The organism is Streptomyces sp. NPDC052064 (assembly GCF_055585925.1).
Window position 1 is genome coordinate 235,849 of record NZ_JBVJJE010000003.1, and the last position, 13,180, is coordinate 249,028.

The window sequence follows — 13,180 nt, forward strand, 5'->3', positions numbered from 1 at the left end:
GGGCCCACGCCGAGGAGGGCGACATGATCGTACGGATCATGGGGGAGGGCCAGGTGAGGCTGGCCGACGGCCACCTCACCGAACTGAACAAGCTGGACGACGAACTCCTGGCCGAAATGGAGAACGGCGACGGCCCCGGCTTCCGCCGCACCCTCCAGGCCCTGCTGACCAGGGTCCGGGACCTGGGCGAACCCCTGCCGGACGACTCCCTTGAACCATCGGAACTGATCCTCCCGTCCCCGGACGCGTCCCTTGAGGATGTCCGGGAACTCCTGAGCGACGACGGCTTGATTCCGGGCTCGTGACGCGCGGGCAGTCGTGCTGCCGGGGCGATGGAGGTCTCCCCTGCTCGAGTCCACCCCGGCTACCGTAAATCCCCGTGAGCACCCTCCAACGGGCCAAACGCCAGGCCAAGGCACACCCCCTGGCCATGGACGCGGTCCTGGCCGCAGGCGTCCTGGTCTGCATGGTCGCCGGGTCGTTCGTCGAGCCCCGCCACCGGGACAGCGTCAGCTGGGCCCTCCGCACCCCCGACCTCCTCAGCCTCCTCCTCATCGCCCTCGGTGCCGCCGCCCTGGTCTTCCGCCGCCGCGCCCCCATGACGGTCCTCTGCCTCACCGGCACGGTCTCCGTCATCGAGTCCGTCACCGGCGACCCCCGCGCCCCCGTCGCCATGTCCGCGGTCATCGCCCTGTACACCGTCGCCTCCACCACCGACCGCCCCACCACCTGGCGCGTCGGCCTGCTCACCATGACCGTCCTGACCGGCTCCGCCATGGCCGCCGGCAGCCTGCCCTGGTATGCCCAGGAGAACCTCGCGATCTTCGCCTGGACCGGCATCGGCGCCACCGCCGGCGACGCGGTCCGCAGCCGCCGAGCCTTCGTCCAGGCCATCCGCGAACGCGCCGAACGCGCCGAACGCACCCGCGAGGAGGAGGCCCGCCGCCGGGTCGCCGAGGAGCGCCTGCGGATCGCCCGCGACCTGCACGACGTCGTGGCCCACCACATTGCCCTGGTCAACGTCCAGGCCGGCGTCGCCGCGCACGTCATGGACAAGCGCCCCGACCAGGCGAAGGAGGCCCTCGCCCACGTCCGGGAGGCCAGCCGCTCCGCCCTCAACGAACTCCGGGCCACCGTCGGACTGCTCAGACAGTCCGGCGACCCGGAGGCCCCCACCGAACCCGCCCCCGGCCTGGACCGCCTCGACGAACTCACCGGCACCTTCCGCAACGCCGGCCTGCACATCGAGGTCGCCCGCGCCGACCAGGGCACCCCCCTCCCCGCAGCCGTCGACCTGGCCGCCTACCGGATCATCCAGGAGGCCCTCACCAACGTGCAGAAGCACGCCGGGCCGCAGGCCAACGCCGAGGTCAGCGTCGTACGGGTCGGACCCAACATCGAGATCACCGTCCTGGACGACGGCAGCGGAGAGGACGAGGACCCGGGCAGCGGCGGCGGGCACGGGCTGCTCGGCATGCGCGAACGCGTCACCGCCCTGCGCGGCACCCTCACCACCGGTCCCCGCTACGGCGGCGGTTTCCGTGTCCATGCGATCCTGCCGGTCAAGAACCGCACACCCGGGGAGGACCCCGCATGACGATCCGTGTCCTGCTCGCCGACGACCAGGCGCTGCTCCGCAGCGCCTTTCGCGTGCTCGTCGACTCCGAGCCCGACATGGAGGTGGTGGGCGAGGCCTCCGACGGCCTGGAGGCGGTGCGGATGACGAAGGAGCAGCGCGCCGACGTCGTCCTCATGGACATCCGCATGCCCGGCACCGACGGTCTCGCGGCGACCCGCATGATCAGCGCCGACCCCGGCCTCGCCGACGTCCGCGTGGTCATCCTGACGACGTTCGAGGTCGACGACTACGTCGTGCAGTCGCTGCGCGCCGGCGCCTCCGGCTTCCTCGGCAAGGGCTCCGAGCCCGAGGAACTGCTGACCGCCATCCGGACCGCGGCCGGCGGTCAGGCCCTGCTGTCCCCGGCGGCCACCACGGGCCTGATCGCCCGTTTCCTCGCCCAGGAGGACCCCGACGCGGACGACCGCGACCCGGCCCGCGGTGAGCGGCTGGACTCGCTCACCGTGCGGGAGCGCGAGGTGCTGGTCCAGGTCGCGGGTGGACACTCCAACGACGAGATCGCCGAGCGGCTGGAAGTCAGCCCGCTGACGGTGAAGACGCACGTCAACCGGGCCATGGCCAAGCTGGGCGCCCGGGACCGGGCCCAGCTGGTGGTCATCGCGTACGAGTCCGGCCTGGTCCGTCCAAGGGTGGAGTGAGCTCGCCCCGGGCGTACTGCGGCCGGAGTATGCGCCGTATAAGGAACGGGACTTGGGGCCTACGGAACGGGTCTCGCCGATGGCTCAGGGTGTAAGGGCGGGCGCTCATCTGCGCGCCCGCTGCCGCTTCTGCCGCTAAACAGAAGAGAGACCCTGACCATGTCCTGGCTGTCGAGATTCAGCCTCGCGCAACGGGCCCTGATAGGGCTGATGTCGATCATCGCGCTCGTCTTCGGGGCGATCGCGATACCCCAGCTCAAGCAGCAGCTGCTGCCCACCATCGAACTGCCCATGGTGTCCGTGCTGGCGCCCTACCAGGGCGCGTCCCCGGACGTGGTCGAGAAGCAGGTCGTCGAGCCCATCGAGGACAGCCTCGAAGCCGTCGACGGCATCAGCGGCGTGACGTCCACCGCCACCGAGGGCAACGCCGTGATCATGGCGTCCTTCGACTACGGCGACGGCACCGAACAGCTCGTCGCCGACGTGCAGCAGGCCGTCAACCGGGCCCGCGTCCAGCTCCCGGACGATGTCGACCCGCAGGTCGTCGCCGGCTCCACGGACGACATCCCCACCGTCGTCCTCGCCGTCACCTCCGACCGGGACCAGCAGGCCCTGGCCGACCAGCTCGACAAGACCGTCGTGCCGGACCTGAAGAGCATCGACGGCGTCGGTCAGGTCACCGTCGACGGAGTGCGGGACCTCCAGGTCGCCGTCACGCCCGACGACGCCGAGCTGGCGAAGGCGGGTCTGACCTCGCAGTCCCTCGTCCAGGCCCTCCAGGCGGGCGGCGCCACCGTCCCGGCCGGCTCCTTCGACGAGGGCGGCGCCAACCGCACGGTCCAGGTCGGCGGCGGCTTCACCTCGCTGAAGCAGATCCAGGACCTGATGGTCACGGGCGAGCCCGGCAAGGGCAAACCGGTGCGCCTCGGCGACGTCGCCACCGTGAAGCAGCAGGAGGCCCCGGCCGACTCCATCACCCGCACGGACGGCAAGCCCAGCCTCGCCGTCGCCGTCACCATGGACCGCGACGGCAGCGCGGTGGCGATCTCCGACGCCGTCCGGGACAAGCTGCCCGACCTGCGAAAGGACCTCGGTACCGGCGCGACCCTCACGGTCGTCAGCGACCAGGGCCCCGCGGTGTCGAAGTCCATCAAGGGCCTCACCACCGAGGGCGCGCTCGGTCTGCTCTTCGCGGTCCTGGTGATCCTGGTCTTCCTGGCCTCGATCCGCTCGACCCTCGTGACGGCGGTGTCCATCCCGCTGTCCGTGGTCCTCGCCCTGATCGTGCTGTGGACCCGCGACCTGTCGCTGAACGTCCTGACGCTGGGCGCGCTGACCATCGCCATCGGCCGGGTCGTCGACGACTCGATCGTGGTCCTGGAGAACATCAAGCGGCACCTCGGCTACGGTGAGGAGCGCCGGTCGGCCATCCTCGACGCCGTCCGCGAGGTCGCGGGCGCGGTGACGTCCTCGACGCTCACCACGGTCGCGGTGTTCCTGCCGGTCGGCCTGGTCGGCGGCATGGTGGGCGAGCTGTTCGGCTCGTTCAGCCTCACCGTCACGGCCGCGCTGCTGGCGTCCCTGCTCGTCTCCCTGACAGTCGTACCGGTGCTGTCGTACTGGTTCCTGCGACCCCCGAAGGGCACCCCGGAGGACGCGGACGAGGCCCGCAGGCTCGCCGAGGAGAAGGAGGCCAAGAGCCGCCTCCAGCGCATCTACGTCCCTGTCCTGCGCTTCGCGACCCGCCGCCGGCTCACCAGCGTGGCCCTCGCGATCGTCGTCCTGGTCGGCACGTTCGGCATGGCGCCGCTGCTGAAGACGAACTTCTTCGACCAGGGCGAGGTCGAGGTCCTCGCCGTCAAGCAGGAGCTGAAGCCCGGCACCAGCCTGGAGGCGACCAACGCCCAGGCCAAGAAGGTCGAGCAACTCCTCTCCGGCACCAAGGGCGTGAAGGACTACCAGGTCACGGTCGGCTCGTCCGGCTTCATGGCGGCCTTCGGCGGCGGTACGGACACCAACCAGGCCTCGTACCAGGTGATGCTGGACGACTCGGCGTCGTACGAGGACGTCCAGGACAGCATCGAGAAGGGCCTCGCCGGGCTGAAGGGCATCGGCACGACCACCATCTCCGCCGGTGACGGCTTCGGCGCCCAGGACCTCAGCGTGGTCGTGAAGGCCGCCGACGCCGACGTCCTGCGCACGGCGTCCGAGGAGGTCCGCAAGACGGTCGCCTCGCTCGACGACGTCACGGACGTCACCAGCGACCTGTCGACCAGCGTGCCGCGCATCTCCGTGAAGGCCGACGACAAGGCGGCCGCGGCCGGTTTCAACGACCAGACCCTCGGTGCCGCCGTCGCCCAGGCCGTCCGCGGCACCCCGGCGGCCAAGGCGGTCCTGGACGACACCGAGCGCGACGTCGTCATCCGATCGGCGAAGCCCGCGCAGACCCTGAAGCAGCTTCAGGACCTGCGTCTCGGCGGCGCGGTGAAGCTCGGCGACATCGCGACGGTCAAGCTGGTCGACGGCCCGGTGTCCATGACCCGTATCGACGGCCAGCGCGCGGCCACCATCACCGCGAAGCCGACCGGCGACAACACGGGCGCGGTGAGCACCAAGCTCCAGTCCGAGATCAACGCGCTGAAGCTCCCGGCGGGCGCCACGGCTTCGATCGGCGGTGTCTCCGAGGACCAGGACGAGGCGTTCGCCAACCTGGGCCTGGCGATGCTGGCGGCCATCGCGATCGTCTTCATGCTGCTGGTCGGCACCTTCCGGTCCCTGGTCCAGCCGCTGATCCTGCTCGTCTCCATCCCGTTCGCGGCCACCGGCGCGATCGGCCTGCTGGTGGCCACCGGCACGCCGATGGGCGTCCCCGCGATGATCGGCATGCTGATGCTGATCGGCATCGTGGTGACGAACGCGATCGTCCTGATCGACCTGATCAACCAGTACCGCAAGCAGGGTTACGGCGTCGTCGAGGCCGTGGTCGAGGGCGGTCGCCACCGTCTGCGGCCCATCCTCATGACGGCCCTGGCGACGATCTTCGCCCTGCTGCCGATGGCCCTCGGCATCACCGGCGAGGGCGGCTTCATCGCCCAGCCGCTGGCCGTGGTCGTGATCGGCGGCCTGGTGACGTCGACCCTGCTGACGCTGCTGCTGGTGCCCACGCTGTACGCGATGTTCGAGCTCCGCAAGGAGCGCCGGGCGAAGAAGCGCGCGGCGAAGAAGGGCCTGCCGGCCCAGCGGACGGACGCGGCGGAGCCGGAGCACGCGGGCGTGTGACGGCCTGACCCGGCGGCGGCCGGGCACCGGACCTCCACGGTCGGTGCCCGGCCGCCGTCATGTGCCGTTACGTATCCTGTGGGCCTCGAACAGCTCTACGGGGGAAGGGAATTCGGGCGTGCCGCTGCACAGGGACGACCCGAAGTCGGTCGGCGGCTACAAGCTCGTCGACCGGCTCGGGGCCGGAGGTATGGGGGTCGTCTACCGGGGCAGGGCACGGTCGGGCCGTGACGTCGCCCTCAAGGTGGTGCACGCCCAGTACGCAGCGGACGCCGTCTTCCGCACCCGGTTCCGGCAGGAGATCGCGGCCGTCCGCAAGGTCAGCGGAGCCTTCACCGCACCGGTCCTGGACGCGGACCCCGAAGCGGCGCGGCCCTGGATGGCGACCCAGTACGTGCCCGGGCCCTCGCTGGCCCGGCGGATCCGCGACCGGGGCGCCCTCCCGGACGCCGAAGTGCGCGGGCTGGCCCTGGGCCTGGTCGAGGCACTGCGCGACATCCACCGGGCCGGGGTGGTGCACCGGGACCTGAAGCCGGCCAACGTCCTGCTGGCCGAGGACGGGCCCCGCGTCATCGACTTCGGCATCTCCCGCGCGGCGGAGAACCACCAGACACTGACCGAGACCGGCCAGATGATCGGCACCCCGCCCTTCATGTCCCCGGAACAGCTCGTCGACGCCCGAGAGGCCGGCCCGGCCTCGGACGTCTTCTCGCTCGGAGCGCTGCTGGTGTACGCCGTCACCGGGCGCGGTCCCTTCGACGCGGACAGCCCCTACCTGACGGCGTACCGTGTGGTCCACGACGACCCCGTGCTGGACGGGGTCGGTCAGCCGCTGCGCGGGCTCCTTGAGCGCTGCCTGACCAAGGACGCCGCGGGCCGGCCCGGACTCGACGAACTGGCCCGGGAATTCGCGACAGCCCTGCCGGAGCCGGAGGCGGGCGACTCGTCCACCGTGACGCTGCGGCCGGACCAGGCCGGATCCCGGCCCGAGAGCCCTCCCGACCCGAGAGACACCCCAGCCCTCACCCGCGGCGGGCGCCCTTGGCCACTGCCGGCCGCGATCGGCACGGTCGGAGCTCTCGTGCTCGGACTGACGGCCTACTTGCTGATCGGCCCGGGACAGGCGGGCAGCGGAAGCCCGGAGACCTGGCGGCCCTGGCAGACCACCGTGTACGAGTCGGCCCCGCGCGGCGCGAAGCAGGCACTGGACCGCGCCGACGGCGACGCCACGGGGCCCGGCTGCCAGGTGCACGAGGGCGCGGTCTACTGCGGCGGCGCCCGGATCCTTCCCGTACGCCTGGACGGGCGGACCGGCAGGACCGTCTGGCGGGCCGATGTCGCACCTTCCGGAACCGGCGAGGGAACCTACTCCTCGACCGTCCTCGGTGTCCGGGACGACACCGTGCTGGTGCGGCAAGTCGTCTCGCACGGCTTCCTCGACGACGCACTGACCAGTGTCGTCGCTCTCGACGCCGGGACGGGTGAACGACTGTGGTCGCGTCCGGTCAACGACCTGAACGCCGCCCCGGTCGTGGTCGGCGACCTGGTGGTGCTGCCGGACGGCGGCCGCGGCCGCTCACTGACCGCGCGCTCGCCGCGCACCGGCACCGAGCGCTGGACGACCCCGCTGCCCGCCGACCACTCCTGCGGACTCACCCCGGCCGACGAGGCCCTGTACCTGGAGTGCGTCTCGGAGCCGCAGGAGGGCCGCCAGGACTCCCTCATCGTCGCGCTGGACCTCGCCGACGGCTCGGCCCGACGGCTGGCGGCACCGGACGGTGTCGATTTGCTCGGGGCCTACGACGGCCGGCTGGTCTTCCTGGAACCGAGCCGGACGGAAGGGCCGGGCGGTGACACGGCCTACGCCGAGATCGTGCTGATGGACAAGGGCTCCCTCACCCAGACGAAGCTGGCGGAGAAGTACCACGGAAACGCGACTCTGGCGGGCGGCACCTTGTGGTTCGCCTCGTCGGGCGGCGAGGTGACCGCTGTCTCGCCCTGGACGGGCAGTGCGCTGTGGCAGACCCGGACCGGAGTGCAACAGCCCGGCGCGGCCACATACGACGCGCGTACGCGCACCGTGTACGTGGCAGGTAACGACGGCCGCATGGCGGCTCTCGACGCACGCAAGGGCACACTGCTGTGGCAGAGACCGCCACGCGCCGAGCAGACGGCGCGGCCGTCCGCCGGCGAGAGCGGCCCTGTGGTGCTGGTCAACGGGCGCGCGCTGATCGCGGCCACACCGGGCGGAGGCGTCTTCAGCCTCGACCTCGCCGACCCCGAGCGGAAACCCCACTCGGGGTGACAGGGCAGGGCGGTGGTTACGGCAGCGCCAGCATCCGCTCCAGCGCCAGCTTCGCGAACGCCTCCGTCTCCTTGTCCACCTCGATGCGGTTGACGAGGTTGCCCTCGGCCAGCGACTCCAGGGCCCAGACCAGGTGCGGGAGGTCGATGCGGTTCATGGTCGAGCAGAAGCAGACCGTCTTGTCGAGGAAGACGATCTCCTTGCCCTCCGGCGCGAAACGGTTCGCCAGTCGGCGGACCAGGTTCAGCTCCGTGCCGATGGCCCACTTGGAGCCGGCCGGCGCGGCCTCCAGGGCCTTGATGATGTACTCCGTCGAGCCGACGTAGTCCGCCGCGGCCACGACCTCGTGCTTGCACTCGGGGTGGACCAGGACGTTCACGCCCGGGATGCGCTCGCGCACGTCGTTCACCGAGTCCAGGCTGAAGCGGCCGTGCACCGAGCAGTGGCCGCGCCACAGGATCATCTTCGCGGCGCGCAGCTCGTCGGCCGTCAGGCCGCCGTTCGGCTTGTGCGGGTTGTAGACGACGCAGTCGTCCAGGGACATGCCCATGTCGCGCACGGCGGTGTTGCGGCCCAGGTGCTGGTCCGGCAGGAACAGCACCTTCTCCCCCTGCTCGAAGGCCCAGTCCAGGGCCCGCTTGGCGTTCGAGGAGGTGCAGATCGTGCCCCCGTGCTTGCCCGTGAACGCCTTGATGTCGGCGGACGAGTTCATGTACGAGACGGGCACGACCTGCTCGGCTATCCCGGCCTCGGTCAGCACGTCCCAGCACTCCGCGACCTGCTCGGCCGTCGCCATGTCGGCCATCGAGCAGCCGGCGGCGAGGTCGGGCAGGACGACCTTCTGGTCGTCGGACGTCAGGATGTCCGCGGACTCCGCCATGAAGTGCACACCGCAGAACACGATGTACTCGGCCTCCGGACGCGCCGCCGCGTCCCGGGCCAGCTTGAAGGAGTCCCCCGTGACGTCGGCGAACTGGATGACCTCGTCGCGCTGGTAGTGGTGGCCGAGCACGAAGACCTTGTCCCCGAGCTTCTCCTTCGCCTTGCGGGCGCGCTCCACCAGGTCCGGGTCGGACGGCGAGGGCAGGTCGCCTGGACACTCCACGCCCCGCTCGCTCTTCGGGTCGGCCTCACGGCCGAGGAGCAGCAGGGCGAGGGGCGTCGGCTGTACGTCGAGCTCCTGGGTTTGGGCGGTGGTCACGACACGCACCCTTTCTGTTCCGCGACTTTTCGTCGATTTGACGCTATCTATCATAACCGCTTCACGTCACTTTGACGATGGCCATAGCGTCGGTGTGACGTGAATCCCGGTGAGCCGCCGTTCATTCCCGGGACGGCCCTAAAAGAGCCGTTTTCCGGTTCCCGGCGCGTGTGCGAGCATGAAAAGGAGCCGAGATCGAGCGCCCGGCCCGGAATGAATCCGCGGCCCCGCCGGTTGGACCCGTCGGCAAGCAGTCTCCGTACAACCCGGGAGAGATGTAGATGTCCGTATCGGACGAGACCACCACCGTCAGCGACGGCATCATCCTGACCGACGCCGCCGCGGACAAGGTCAAGACCCTGCTCGACCAGGAAGGCCGCGACGACCTCGCGCTGCGCGTCGCCGTCCAGCCCGGCGGCTGCTCCGGCCTGCGCTACCAGCTCTTCTTCGACGAGCGTTCCCTCGACGGCGACGTCGAGAAGGACTTCGGCGGTGTGAAGGTCGTCACCGACCGCATGAGCGCCCCGTACCTGGGCGGCGCCACGATCGACTTCGTGGACACGATCGAGAAGCAGGGGTTCACGATCGACAACCCGAACGCGACGGGCTCCTGCGCCTGCGGCGACTCCTTCAGCTGAGCCTGCCGAGCCGCTTCCCGCGGCCGCGGACATGACGAAGGCGGCGGCCCCCTCCGACGGGGCCGCCGCCTTCGCGCTCTGCTGGCCTATCGCTCCCGTGTCGGGGGAGCCGGCAGCCGCGCGCCCTCCTTGGCCAGCGGGACCGCCTTGCCGTTCGAGCCCACGACCTCGCGGTCGCCGAGCGGCTCGTCCAGCTGCACGGTCTCCTGGAACCGCTTCGCGATCATGATGCAGACCTTGTCCGGCCACGGGGTCGAGGTCACCGTGACCTTCACCTCGTCCCCGCTCTCGCTCGCCTTCACGTCGTAGTCGGAGCACACCCCGCCCGTGAAGGTCACGGTCAGCTCCGAGCCCTCGGCCCGGTAGCCCTCCACCTTGACGTCACGCGGCTCGGGAGCCGACGTCGGCTTGTCACTCGGCTCGCTCGGCGTGGGGGAGGCCAGGTACTTCGGGTCGACCGCCGGGTACGTCACCGTGAACGGGTCCTTCGCGCCCGGTGCCGTCACCTCGAACAGCCAGGACGGCACCAGGGCCTGCCGCCCGTCCACGAAGTGCGAGGCCAGCCCGAACACCGCGTTCCGTACCGTCACCGCGTCCTGTTCGGGAGCGCCGCTCGCCGACGACCCGCAGGGCTGCTCCAGCCGGTCCTTCAGAGGCGCGGGGCTCGCGCAGCCGCCGATGCCCATGCGGTGGTCGCCCGTCGGCCGCTCCTCCATCAGCTCCAGTGCCTTCTTCGCGCCGACCACGGGGTACGTGTCCCCCTCCACCGGCGTCTTCAGCTGACCGCTGCCGCCGACGACCTCGCCGTCGGAGCCGACCGTGACCCCGGTCGTCCAGCCGTGCGTCGGCAGTCCGCCGACCTCGGGAGCGGCGTTCACCACCCGCTGGGCGCCCATGACCTGGCTCGCGTCCCGCTTCGCGTCGTCCTGACCCAACGCCTTCAGCACGGGCGCCGCGGCCTTCTCGGCCTCCGCCTCGCTCACCGGGCTGCCGCCGGACTGCGGAGCGGTGCAGGCGTCGGTGCCCTTGCAGTTGTCGGTGCCCGGGGCGTACCGGCTGAAGGTCCAGGCTCCGGGCGCCTGCCTGTTCACCTGGAGGCTCGGCCCCGAACCGTCCTGACCTGCCCCGACCTTCCAGGCCTCGCCCTGCGCCACCGGTGTCCCCGCGACCCCGAGGGCCTTCGCCAACCGTGCCACGTCGCCCTTGGTGACCTCACCCCGCGCCCGGTACACCGGGGCTTCGCCGGGACCGTCCGGGAGCGGTCCGTCGACCCGGTAGTTGGCGCCGTAGGGGTTGGGCTCACCGGGCGCGAAGCCGTTGCCGCCGCCCGACGTCGAATCCGAGTACCCGTCGAGGGCGAGCGGCGGGGGAGTGTCGTCCCCACCGGGCGCGCCGGACGTCGTACCGCCATCGGATCCGCCGGAGGCGTTGGCCGCGAGCCAGGCCCCCCCACCGCCGATCAGCAGCACGGCGGCGGCGACGGAGGCGATGATCGCGGGCGTCCGCGACCGCCCACTGCCCGGACGGACCAGGTGCTCTTCATCGCGGGGGAGGTCGCCGTGGGGTGCGGGGGGCGTTTCCGCGTCTGCCTCCGGGGCCGGGCCGGAGCCGGTTTCCTGGACGCGGGGGCTTTCCGCAGCGACTTCGCGGTCCGGTGTCGGGCCGGTTTCCTCGGCGCCGGCACGGTCCGTACCGGCTTCCTCGGCGTCGGCTTCCCGGGCCTCGGGCGCGTCGGTCTTCTCGGCGTCGGCTTCCGAGGTGCTGGGCTCCTCGGCCGTCGCGGTCGCGTCGTCCGTCGCCTCCGCCTCGGAAGCCCGCGTGCCATCACCCGACGTCTCGGAAGTCTCAGCGGCCTCAGCGGCCTCAGCGGCCTCAGCGGCGTCCGCCGAACCCCGCTCCTCGACCTCCGGGGTGTCGGCGGATCCGGCGCCGCCCACTTCCCTGGCGTCGTCGTCGTTGTCGGGTCGCTCGGTGTTCACCGCATCGCTCCTTCGGCTGCACAGCTGTCCCATGGGACCCGGCCCGGTCCGAAACGGGCCGCTGTCGGGTCGTATCCCGCATCCCCTTTACGGGGGACAGCGATGGGACGCAGCGGGGGAGCGCACGGTTCCCGGTAGCGCGCCGCTCAGTCCCCGTAGTCCGACATCGCGTCGAGCAGCCGCGCCGACGCCTGGGGTACGGTCACACCGTGGATCAGGGCCGGGGAGACCGGCCGGGAGGCGACCCGGTCGGGAACCGCCCAGTGGGGAGCCATCCGGGCGCCGTCACCCGGCAGCGACGCCAGATCGCCTTCGAGATCGACCGGAACGGGCACCTGGATCTTGAGGTTCGTCATATCCGCACCGTATGCACGCCTGACCTCATGGAGAAAGATCTACTATCGGGTAGTTTCGATACCTTCAGGGCGGCCCCGCCCACCCGATAGCGTGAAGCGTCAAGGTCCGCCCTCCCTCAGGAGAGTCCACGCCGTGCGCATCGCAGTCACCGGCTCCATCGCCACCGACCACCTCATGACCTTCCCCGGCCGCTTCGCCGACCAGCTCGTAGCGGACCAACTGCACACGGTCTCGCTGTCGTTCCTGGTCGACAAGCTCGACGTCCGCCGCGGCGGTGTCGCCGCGAACATCGCGTTCGGCATGGGACAGCTCGGCACCCGTCCGATCCTGGTCGGCGCCGCGGGCGCGGACTTCGACGAGTACCGGGCCTGGCTCGACCGGCACGGCGTCGACACCGGCTCCGTCCGCATCTCCGACACGCTGCACACCGCCCGTTTCGTGTGCACCACCGACGCCGACCACAACCAGATCGGCTCCTTCTACACCGGCGCCATGAGCGAGGCCCGCCTCATCGAGCTGAAGACCGTCGCCGACCGCGTCGGCGGTCTCGACCTGGTCTCCGTCGGCGCGGACGACCCGGAGGCCATGCTCCGCCACACCGAGGAGTGCCGCTCCCGGTCCATCCCGTTCGCCGCCGACTTCTCGCAGCAGATCGCCCGGATGGACGGCGAGGAGATCCGCATCCTGCTGGACGGGGCGACGTACCTCTTCTCCAACGAGTACGAGAAGGGCCTCATCGAGACCAAGACCGGCTGGACCGACGCGGAGATCCTGTCCAGGGTGGGCCACCGTGTGACCACCCTCGGCGCGCGGGGCGTGCGCATCGAGCGGGTCGGCGAGGACCCGATCGAGGTCGGCACGCCGGACGAGGAGCGCAAGGCCGACCCGACCGGCGTCGGCGACGCCTTCCGCGCGGGGTTCCTCTCGGGCCTCGCGTGGGGCGTCTCCCTGGAGCGTGCGGCCCAGGTCGGCTGCATGCTGGCGACTCTCGTCATCGAGACGGTGGGGACGCAGGAGTACCAGCTGCGGCGTGGGCACTTCATGCAGCGGTTCACCAAGGCGTACGGGGATGAGGCTGCGGCGGAGGTTCAGGCGCACCTGGCCTGAGAGCCGGGCTGTTCGTCTGCGGGTGCGTGGGGGCTGG

The 13,180-nt window shown here is 71.2% G+C and carries 10 protein-coding genes; 7 read left to right on the forward strand and 3 right to left on the reverse strand.

Going from position 1 to position 13,180, the window contains the following annotated elements; translation table 11 throughout:
* The first annotated feature begins 23 nt into the window (after positions 1-23).
* The 5 genes from pspAA (at position 24) to ACZ6TU_RS08970 (ending at position 7,861) form a co-directional block, all read left to right on the forward strand.
* Positions 24-305 (forward strand): PspA-associated protein PspAA, encoded by a 282-nt coding sequence (gene pspAA, locus ACZ6TU_RS08950; RefSeq protein ID WP_467674354.1) that lies wholly within the window; start codon positions 24-26, stop codon positions 303-305.
* 74 nt (positions 306-379) lie between these two features.
* A complete protein-coding gene (locus ACZ6TU_RS08955; protein ID WP_467674352.1) occupies positions 380-1,597 on the forward strand; it encodes a sensor histidine kinase in 1,218 nt (405 codons plus the stop codon).
* Positions 1,594-2,277: a response regulator gene (locus ACZ6TU_RS08960; protein ID WP_467674350.1), complete on the forward strand. Its 684-nt coding sequence runs from the start codon at positions 1,594-1,596 to the stop codon at positions 2,275-2,277. Before ACZ6TU_RS08955 ends, ACZ6TU_RS08960 begins: the two co-directional genes overlap by 4 nt.
* A 159-nt stretch (positions 2,278-2,436) precedes the next feature.
* The gene (locus ACZ6TU_RS08965) at positions 2,437-5,556 is read left to right on the forward strand and encodes an efflux RND transporter permease subunit (RefSeq protein ID WP_469547567.1); all 3,120 of its coding nucleotides are present in this window, start codon (positions 2,437-2,439) and stop codon (positions 5,554-5,556) included.
* A 118-nt stretch (positions 5,557-5,674) separates the two neighbouring features.
* Positions 5,675-7,861 carry a protein kinase domain-containing protein gene (locus tag ACZ6TU_RS08970; protein WP_469547569.1) on the forward strand — a complete coding sequence of 729 codons (2,187 nt, stop codon included), beginning with the start codon at positions 5,675-5,677 and terminating at the stop codon, positions 7,859-7,861.
* 16 nt (positions 7,862-7,877) lie between these two features.
* Here the strand turns inward: ACZ6TU_RS08970 and nadA are convergent, their stop codons facing one another.
* Positions 7,878-9,062 carry a quinolinate synthase NadA gene (gene nadA, locus ACZ6TU_RS08975; RefSeq protein WP_037672259.1) on the reverse strand — a complete coding sequence of 395 codons (1,185 nt, stop codon included), beginning with the start codon at positions 9,060-9,062 and terminating at the stop codon, positions 7,878-7,880.
* A 281-nt stretch (positions 9,063-9,343) separates the two neighbouring features.
* Here nadA and ACZ6TU_RS08980 point away from each other — a divergent pair, with 281 nt between their 5' ends.
* Entirely contained in the window at positions 9,344-9,700 is a 357-nt protein-coding gene (locus tag ACZ6TU_RS08980) for a HesB/IscA family protein (protein ID WP_003989692.1), read from the forward strand.
* An 86-nt stretch (positions 9,701-9,786) separates the two neighbouring features.
* On the opposite strand, the gene ACZ6TU_RS08985 is transcribed toward ACZ6TU_RS08980, so the two are convergent.
* On the reverse strand, positions 9,787-11,679 hold the full coding sequence (locus tag ACZ6TU_RS08985; protein WP_469547571.1) for a hypothetical protein: 1,893 nt from the start codon (positions 11,677-11,679) through the stop codon (positions 9,787-9,789).
* A 146-nt stretch (positions 11,680-11,825) separates the two neighbouring features.
* Positions 11,826-12,035 (reverse strand): hypothetical protein, encoded by a 210-nt coding sequence (locus ACZ6TU_RS08990; RefSeq protein ID WP_467674340.1) that lies wholly within the window; start codon positions 12,033-12,035, stop codon positions 11,826-11,828.
* 133 nt (positions 12,036-12,168) lie between these two features.
* On the opposite strand from ACZ6TU_RS08990, the gene ACZ6TU_RS08995 reads away from it, so the two are divergent.
* Complete coding sequence (locus ACZ6TU_RS08995) at positions 12,169-13,143, forward strand: carbohydrate kinase family protein (protein WP_467674338.1); 975 nt, start codon at positions 12,169-12,171, stop codon at positions 13,141-13,143.
* The last annotated feature ends 37 nt before the right edge of the window (positions 13,144-13,180 follow it).